8 protein-coding genes are annotated in these 7,538 nt (G+C 58.2%); 7 read left to right on the plus strand and 1 reads right to left on the minus strand.

Annotated features, from left to right (window positions below; all coding sequences use genetic code 11):
• The 4 genes from BMW49_RS24195 to BMW49_RS24210 form a co-directional block, all read left to right on the plus strand.
• Window positions 1-526 (plus strand): IS3 family transposase (locus tag BMW49_RS24195; RefSeq protein WP_139205722.1); only part of this gene is annotated, 526 nt, incomplete at its 5' end.
• 128 nt (window positions 527-654) lie between these two features.
• Window positions 655-1,746, plus strand: a complete 1,092-nt coding sequence (locus tag BMW49_RS24200) for a type I restriction endonuclease (RefSeq protein ID WP_069522587.1) — start codon at window positions 655-657, stop codon at window positions 1,744-1,746.
• A 298-nt stretch (window positions 1,747-2,044) separates the two neighbouring features.
• On the plus strand, window positions 2,045-2,428 hold the full coding sequence (locus BMW49_RS24205) for a hypothetical protein (protein WP_069522589.1): 384 nt from the start codon (window positions 2,045-2,047) through the stop codon (window positions 2,426-2,428).
• Between the two features lie 297 nt (window positions 2,429-2,725).
• The gene (locus BMW49_RS24210) at window positions 2,726-3,310 is read left to right on the plus strand and encodes a DJ-1/PfpI family protein (RefSeq protein ID WP_170829079.1); all 585 of its coding nucleotides are present in this window, start codon (window positions 2,726-2,728) and stop codon (window positions 3,308-3,310) included.
• 44 nt (window positions 3,311-3,354) lie between these two features.
• On the opposite strand, the gene rloA3 is transcribed toward BMW49_RS24210, so the two are convergent.
• Entirely contained in the window at window positions 3,355-3,873 is a 519-nt protein-coding gene (gene rloA3 / locus BMW49_RS24215; protein WP_069522593.1) for a retropepsin-like aspartic peptidase RloA3, read from the minus strand.
• A gap of 126 nt (window positions 3,874-3,999) precedes the next feature.
• Here rloA3 and earP point away from each other — a divergent pair, with 126 nt between their 5' ends.
• The 3 genes from earP to BMW49_RS24230 all read left to right on the plus strand — a co-directional run.
• Entirely contained in the window at window positions 4,000-5,145 is a 1,146-nt protein-coding gene (earP, locus tag BMW49_RS24220; RefSeq protein WP_069522595.1) for an elongation factor P maturation arginine rhamnosyltransferase EarP, read from the plus strand.
• Between the two features lie 34 nt (window positions 5,146-5,179).
• The gene (efp, locus tag BMW49_RS24225; protein ID WP_069522597.1) at window positions 5,180-5,755 is read left to right on the plus strand and encodes an elongation factor P; all 576 of its coding nucleotides are present in this window, start codon (window positions 5,180-5,182) and stop codon (window positions 5,753-5,755) included.
• Between the two features lie 638 nt (window positions 5,756-6,393).
• Window positions 6,394-7,538: aldehyde dehydrogenase family protein (locus BMW49_RS24230; RefSeq protein ID WP_090391106.1), on the plus strand; the 1,145-nt coding region annotated here is incomplete at its 3' end.

The following is a 7,538-nucleotide window of genomic DNA, read 5'->3' on the forward strand; positions in this document are numbered from 1 at the left end:
CACTGTGCCGGAGCCTGACAAGGTTTGGGTTGGGGATATCACTTACATCCCCACCGATGAGGGCTGGCTGTTCCTGGCGGTCGTTATAGACCTGTTCAGCCGTCAAGTGGTGGGCTGGTCAATGCATGAGCGCATGAAGAGCGACCTAGTGATTAATGCCCTGCGTATGGCCTGGTTCAGACGCCATCCAGGAAAAGAAAGCGGGCTACTTTTTCATAGTGATCGAGGAAGCCAGTACGCCAGTTTCGATTTTAGACAGGTGCTTCAGGACTACGGAATCACTAGCTCAATGAGCCGACGTGGCAATTGCTGGGACAATGCCTGCAGCGAGACGTTGTTCGGCTCGTTGAAGGTGGAACGGTTACATGATCAGCGGTTTAGTACTCGCCGCGACGCCAAAGACGAGGTCATGAGCTGGCTGCTCTGGTACAACCGAGAGCGCTTGCACTCAACACTGTCCTACGTCAGCCCAACGCAATACGAACATAGTTGGCACGCTTCACAGCTTCAAAAAACCAACCCATGACACGGGCTATGGGGTACGTATTTCGGGGGCAAGGTCAAAATATAGCCATTTGGGATGATTCGTTGTCAGGGTTGCGTAGGCAATGTGCCAGCAACTAGGATGGAGTGATCTAACACAAGGAGCGGAACATGGAGTTTCTAGATAAATTGAATGCGTTGTCATCCAAAATTAGGCAGCAGGGAGCCTCCATAAAAACTGAGGAAGCAACAAAAAACGCTTTCGTAATGCCATTTATCAACTCTGTCCTTGGTTACGATGTTTTTGACCCTTCGGAAGTAACGCCTGAATTTGTTTGTGACGTCGGCACTAAAAAAGGCGAGAAAATTGACTACGCGATTCTCAAGGGGGGCGAGGTCCAAATACTAATTGAATGCAAAAAGATTGGCGAAGCGCTGAATATAAATCATGCTGGTCAGCTCTTCAGATACTTCCATGTCACAAATGCACGTATTTCTATTCTGACAAATGGGCAGGTTTTTAAATTTTTCACCGACCTTGATGCTCCTAATAAGATGGACGAGAAGCCATTTCTTGAGCTAGATCTTCTTGATATTGATGAGCATGTTGTACCTGAGTTGCAGAAGCTTACCAAGTCGGCATTTGATGTTGACTCAATTATCAGCGCTGCAGGCGAGTTAAAGTATGTTAGTCAGATCAAGAAAGAAATAGCAGCGCAGCTCACCAAGCCCGATGATGAGTTTGTGAAGTTCTTTGCTACCCGTGTCTACGATGGGATTATCACTCAGAAGGTCCGGGATCAGTTCAGTGCCCTGACGAGGAAGGCTGCTTCTCAGTTCTTAAGTGACCAAGTAAATGATCGTCTAAAGTCGGCAATGAGTGGCGCAGTGATGCCCTCCTTTGCCATGGAGACTGCTGACTCTGCAGGCGCGGTTAGTGCACCTGAGAAGAAGGAGGATTCTGAAGAAGATCGGATTATCACTACGCTTGATGAGTTGGAGGGGTTTCATATCGTCAAGGCGATTGTCCGTACTGTGGTTGATTCCAAGCGGATTATCCATCGTGACACTCAGAGCTACTTTGGTGTGCTCTTGGACGATAACAATCGCAAACCACTGTGCCGCCTTCACTTCAATAGAGCTCAGAAGTATCTAGGCGTATTTGACAAGGACAAGAACGAAACGCGTCATCCGATTGAGTCTTTAGACGATATCTATAATTTTGCAGATCATCTGAAGGCAACTGTAGGCTTTTACGAGTAAGCCCGGTCTAAGAAATGCAGTCCGGTTTGTTGGTGTATATGAAGTCCCGTGAGCTGACTTTTACTTTTTTCGCCGCTTTCGCAATACCAGATCTTTGCGTTCTGAAATGAACTCGAGGAATGCTTTATGCCATTTGATGATTTTGAGGCTGTCACGGGCATCCTTTAGGCAAAGCTGCGGCGTCTACTTCTCTGAGTTCACCAGCTATCCGCCAGCGCCAGATCAGGGATAAAACACCCTGCAAAGTGGTGAGTGATGAGTGAGGGACCTACTTTCAGCCAAGGACAGGAGAATCACAATGCACGCAGACCGGAACGACGCCCCTTGGCGAGTACAGCGCAAAAACGCCAATCCGGTTGTTTGGGTGGCGTCAGTGGCGTTTGGTCTGGGCGTCACCTTTGGCGGTTTGTATCTGGGCGGCAGTCAGATGCAGTCGAACCAGCGGGATATGCAGGTCACGCGGCAGAGTGCCGAGGCAGCGCACAAGCGTAATCAGGAAGAGTGGGGCAAGCAGGACCGCGAGCGCCACTATCAGGCTCAGGCGATGGATGAGCGTAAGTGGATCAGGTCCAGCGACGATGCGCAGGGCGATCAGCAGGCTTTGGCGGCGTGGTCACAGGCGCGGGCTCAGGAACAACATGAGCGGCAGTCCTCATTTAATGACGCCAACTACAGGCCGTAGGGCGAGACCAACATTGTACCTGCGCTGCCGGTACCGCGAGAGTCGGTGCCATCGCGGCAAAGGCCACAGGAGGTCGTCGTGGTCGGCAAAGCAGACCCACGGTTTAGGGACTACTGCCCATACCCCGAAGGGAGTATCGAGCGGCGTAACTGCAAAATGCGCGCGGATCTGAACAGCCGGAATCGATAAGTTGCCGTACTAGCGGCGCAGTGTTGAGCCTGAGGCAAGCAGCCGCAGGCGACTTTTTCGCCAGCGACTAGGCTGTTACTCGTCTTATTCCTGAACAGAAGGAGCGCTCTGATGGCTGGCAAGAAGATCCTGATGTTGGTTGGCGACTACGTTGAAGATTACGAAGTCATGGTGCCGTTCCAGGCGCTGCAGATGGTTGGGCATGTGGTGCACGCCGTTTGCCCCGGCAAGACAGCGGGCCAGACAGTGCGTACGGCCATCCATGATTTTGAGGGCGATCAGACCTACAGCGAGAAGCCGGGGCACAATTTTGCCCTGAACTTCGACTTCGATCAGGTCAACCCGGACAACTACGACGCGCTTCTGGTGCCTGGCGGCCGGGCGCCTGAATACCTGCGTTTGAACGATAGCATCCTCGACTGGGTGCGCGCGTTCGACAAGGCCGGCAAGCCCATTGCGGCGGTCTGCCATGGCGCCCAGTTACTGGCGGCAGCAGGCATTCTTGACGGTCGTGAGTGCAGCGCTTATCCGGCCTGTGGGGCTGAGGTGCGTCTGGCCGGGGGGACCTTTATGGACATTGATGTGACGGCCGCTCACACCCAGGGCAACCTCGTGACCGCGCCCGCCTGGCCGGCACATCCGGCTTGGCTGGCCGGGTTTCTGGTATTGCTGGGGACGAAAATCAGCCTCTGACGACATTCTGCGGCCTGGCTCCAGGCCGCGATCACACGGCAGTATCAGCCTTTCTTGCAGGTCGGTTTGGCCGTGAAGGTCTTGCTTGAGTCCACCGCACCGGCTTTTTCCAGGGTGCGGCGGCCGATCAGTACCGGGTAGTTCATGGCGTCGCGGTCGTTGAGGGTAAAGGACTCGCTGTAAAGCGTGTCGCCCAGGCATACGCTCATTTGCACCACGGGGCGGCGCTCGGCACCGCCGGCACCGCGGACCTTGATGGTGCGCTCCACGGCACGCTCGAACTGCAATTTGGCTGGTTTGTCGGTGCGGTTGTCTTTGACGTTGACGTTGAAGCGCACCCAATCCTTGCCGTCTTTCTCGAAACGCTCAACGCCCTCGGCATGCATCGAGGAGGTCAGGGCGCCGGTATCGAGCTTGAATTTCACCGCCACGCCGTCCGGCATGATCAAGCCTTCTTCAACCCAGCCGAGCACACGGTCGGCCGCGTGGGTGGGCAGGCTCAGGCTGCTGGCCAGGAAGGTGGCGGCCAACAGGGCAGGGGTGCGGCGACGGAGAGTGGGCATGGTTGGGCTCGTGGCGTGAGTGGTGGCAGTTATAGAGTGCGGGACGCGGGTGAATGTTCAGCATGCGCTGCGTTTGCCCTATGCGCTTGGCCGCCTTAATGTGCGCGCTGATCAATGGGGGCCGGTATGCGTGTGACCTGGGATATTTTCTGCAGCGTGGTCGATAACTACGGCGATATCGGCGTCACCTGGCGCCTGGCCCGTCAGTTGGTGGCTGAGCACGAGTGCGCTGTGCGCCTGTGGGTCGATGACCTGGCGGCGTTCGCCCGCGTGTGTCCACAGGCGGATGCGCAGGCTCTGGTGCAGTGGCAGGCAGGCGTCGAAGTGCGCCACTGGCCGCAGCCCTGGCAGGCCTGCGAGCCGGCGGCGGTAGTGATCGAGGCATTTGCCTGTAGCCTGCCTGGCGCTTATGTCGAGGCCATGGCGGCTAAGGCGGTACGGCCGTTGTGGCTGAACCTGGAGTACCTCAGCGCCGAGGATTGGGTCGGTGGCTGCCATGGCTTGCCATCGTTGCAGCCCGGCGGCTTGCAGAAGTTTTTCTTTTTCCCCGGTTTTACAGCCGCTACCGGTGGGTTGTTGCGCGAGGCTGCGCTGTTGGCCGAGCGTTGTGCGTTCCAGGCCGACGCCGCGGCGCAGGCAGCGTTTCTCGCCAGCCTTGGTGTCGAGCGGCTAGCGGGCGCGCAGCTGGTCTCGCTGTTCGCCTATGAGAATGGCGCGCTCGCTGAGTGGCTAAGCCTGCTCAGCGAAGGCGCGGTGCCAACCCAGCTGTTGGTGCCCGAGGGGCGGGTGCTGGCTGATGTGCAAGCCTGGCTGGGTGTCGGACCATTGCAGGCGGGGGCGCAGCACCGCCGAGGGGCGCTGCAGGTGCAAGTGTTGCCGTTCGTCGAGCAGGCTGCCTATGACCGCTTGCTGTGGAGTTGCGAGCTGAACCTGGTGCGTGGCGAGGATTCTTTCGTGCGGGCGCAGTGGGCCGGGCGACCGATGCTTTGGCACATTTACCCGCAGGAGGAGGGCGCGCACTGGGACAAACTGGAGGCTTTTCTGGCGCACTATTGCGCAAGCCTGTCGCCCCAGGCCGCGAGCGCGCTGCGTGCGGCCTGGCACGCCTGGAATGCTGGCAGCGCTCTAGCGCAGGCCTGGCCGGCCGTGCAGGCGGTGTGGCCAGAGTTGCTCGCGCATGCCGAGCAATGGTGCGAGCTGCAGGCCGCTCGACCGGATCTTGCGAGGAGGCTGGAACAGTTTTATCGAAATTGGCTATCATACGCGGCCTAGAATTCTGTACCTCCCGCACATTTCGGATATTCGTATGAAAACCGCACAAGAAATGAAGCCCAACAGCGTGGCCCTGATCGACGGCCAGCCGTGGCTGATCCAGAAGGCCGAGTTCACCAAGTCCGGCCGTAACAGCGCCATCGTCAAGATGAAGCTGAAGAACCTGCTGAACGGCTCCAAGACCGAGACCGTTTACAAGGCCGACGACAAGATGGAGCCGGTTATCCTGGAGCGTAAGGAAGTGAACCTTTCTTACATCAGCGGTGACGACTACGTGTTCATGGACCCGGAATACAACTCCTACGAGCTGCGTGCCGAAGACCTGGAAAGCGTTCTGCCGTTCATCGAAGAAGGCATGACCGACGTCTGCGAAGCCGTGTTCTTCGAAGGCAAAGTCATCTCCGTCGACCTGCCGACCACCATCGTTCGCCAGATCACTTACACCGAGAACTCGGCCCGTGGTGACACCTCCGGCAAAGTGATGAAGACCGCCAAGCTGTCCAACGGTACCGAAGTCAAGGTTGCGGATTTCTGCAACATCGACGACTGGATCGAGATCGACACCCGTGACGGCAGCTACAAAGGCCGCACCCAGGCGCCGCAAGCCTGATCACCGGCTAGCCTATAAAAACCCGACCTCAGTGTCGGGTTTTTTGTCTCTGTCCCAGTTGGTTTTTGTAGCCGCAATGGTCTTGTGTAGGAGCGAAGGGGGCGCCTAGCCTTTATTCGCGATAGGCCTTGAAAGCGCTGAAAGTGTCGCGGCTAAAGCCCCTCCCACTTGATGCTTCCCAAGCTCTGCGTATCAAGTGGGACGCTCTGTGTCCGTTGTAGCGAGACGCGGAGCATCTCTGGCTGCATGCCCACGCAGAGCGTAGGAACGATCAGTGGCCAAGTGCTAAGCGCCAGGTAACGACAATGGTCGGCTTTTGCCGGCCATTTTCGTTTGCGCAACCTGAGTGGTCAGGTCCTGCGATGCCTCAAGGCATAGGAAGAGGGCGCACAGCCGCTTGCGAACCTTTCGTGCTGTTGGTTGCCAACTGTGTTACCGGCAGCACGCGTGGGCAGTAGCGCCTATGCTGAGTAGCCGAGGGCTCTGCCTTGCGGCATACGGCCGGGCTGTCTACTACCAAATGAGTAGTCGCCCTGTGCCATGGACGCATACCGGCCACGCCCGCCGCTTCCTAATATCGAACCATGCCCTGCGCCGCGTTCCGGCAGCAGGCTCCGACAACAAGAGAGGTCAGCACCATGATTTACGCTAAACCCGGCACTTCAGGCGCAGTCATCACCCTCAAGCCGCGCTATGGCAACTACATCAACGGTGAGTTCGTCGCCCCAGTGGGTGGCCAGTACTTCACCAACACCAGCCCGGTGGATGCCTCGGTGATCGGCGAATTCCCGCGTTCCGATGCCAAGGACATCGACAAAGCCCTCGACGCCGCCCACGCAGCCGCCGATGCCTGGGGCAAGACCAGCGTGCAGAACCGCGCCATGGTGCTGCTGAAAATCGCCGACCGTATCGAGGCCAACCTCGAACTGCTGGCCGTGGCCGAAACCTGGGACAACGGCAAGGCCGTTCGCGAAACCCTCAACGCCGACGTGCCCCTGGCCGCTGACCACTTCCGTTACTACGCCGGCTGCATCCGCGCCCAGGAAGGCAGTGCTGCCGAGATCGACGAACACACCGCCGCCTACCACTTCCACGAACCCCTGGGCGTGGTCGGGCAGATCATTCCGTGGAACTTCCCACTGCTGATGGCCGCCTGGAAACTCGCCCCAGCCCTGGCAGCAGGCAATGCCATCGTGCTCAAACCGGCCGAGCAGACGCCGCTGTCGATCACCGTGCTGATGGAGCTGATCGGCGACTTGCTGCCGCCGGGCGTGCTCAACGTGGTGCAAGGCTACGGCCGCGAAGCCGGTGAGGCCCTGGCCACCAGCAAGCGCATTGCCAAGATCGCCTTCACCGGCTCCACGCCGGTGGGCTCGCACATCCTCAAGTGCGCCGCTGAGAACATTATCCCGAGCACCGTTGAGCTGGGCGGCAAATCGCCGAACATCTTCTTCGAAGACATCATGAACGCCGAGCCTGCCTTCATCGAAAAAGCCGCCGAAGGCCTGGTGCTGGCGTTCTTCAACCAGGGTGAGGTGTGCACCTGCCCGTCGCGGGCGCTGGTGCAGGAGTCGATCTACGACGCCTTCATGGTCGAGGTGATGAAGAAGATCAAGGTGATCAAACGCGGCAACCCGCTGGACACCGAAACCATGGTCGGCGCCCAGGCCTCCGAGCAGCAGTACGACAAGATCCTCAGCTACCTGGAAATCGCCCAGCAGGAAGGCGCCGAGCTGCTCACCGGCGGCGCGGCCGAGCGCCTGCAAGGCGACCTGGCCAGCGG

It is taken from the genome of Pseudomonas cuatrocienegasensis, assembly GCF_900110925.1.
In the GTDB taxonomy this organism is placed as follows: Bacteria; Pseudomonadota; Gammaproteobacteria; order Pseudomonadales; family Pseudomonadaceae; genus Aquipseudomonas; species Aquipseudomonas cuatrocienegasensis.

Bases quoted from the DNA above. Each gene is read 5' to 3' on its own strand.
- efp (WP_069522597.1), top strand. From the start codon at position 5,180: ATGAAAACCGCACAAGAAATGAAGCCCAACAGCGTGGCCCTGATCGAC.
- BMW49_RS24200 (WP_069522587.1), top strand. From the start codon at position 655: ATGGAGTTTCTAGATAAATTGAATGCGTTGTCATCCAAAATTAGGCAG.
- rloA3 (WP_069522593.1), bottom strand. From the start codon at position 3,873: ATGCCCACTCTCCGTCGCCGCACCCCTGCCCTGTTGGCCGCCACCTTC.
- earP (WP_069522595.1), top strand. From the start codon at position 4,000: ATGCGTGTGACCTGGGATATTTTCTGCAGCGTGGTCGATAACTACGGC.
- BMW49_RS24205 (WP_069522589.1), top strand. From the start codon at position 2,045: ATGCACGCAGACCGGAACGACGCCCCTTGGCGAGTACAGCGCAAAAAC.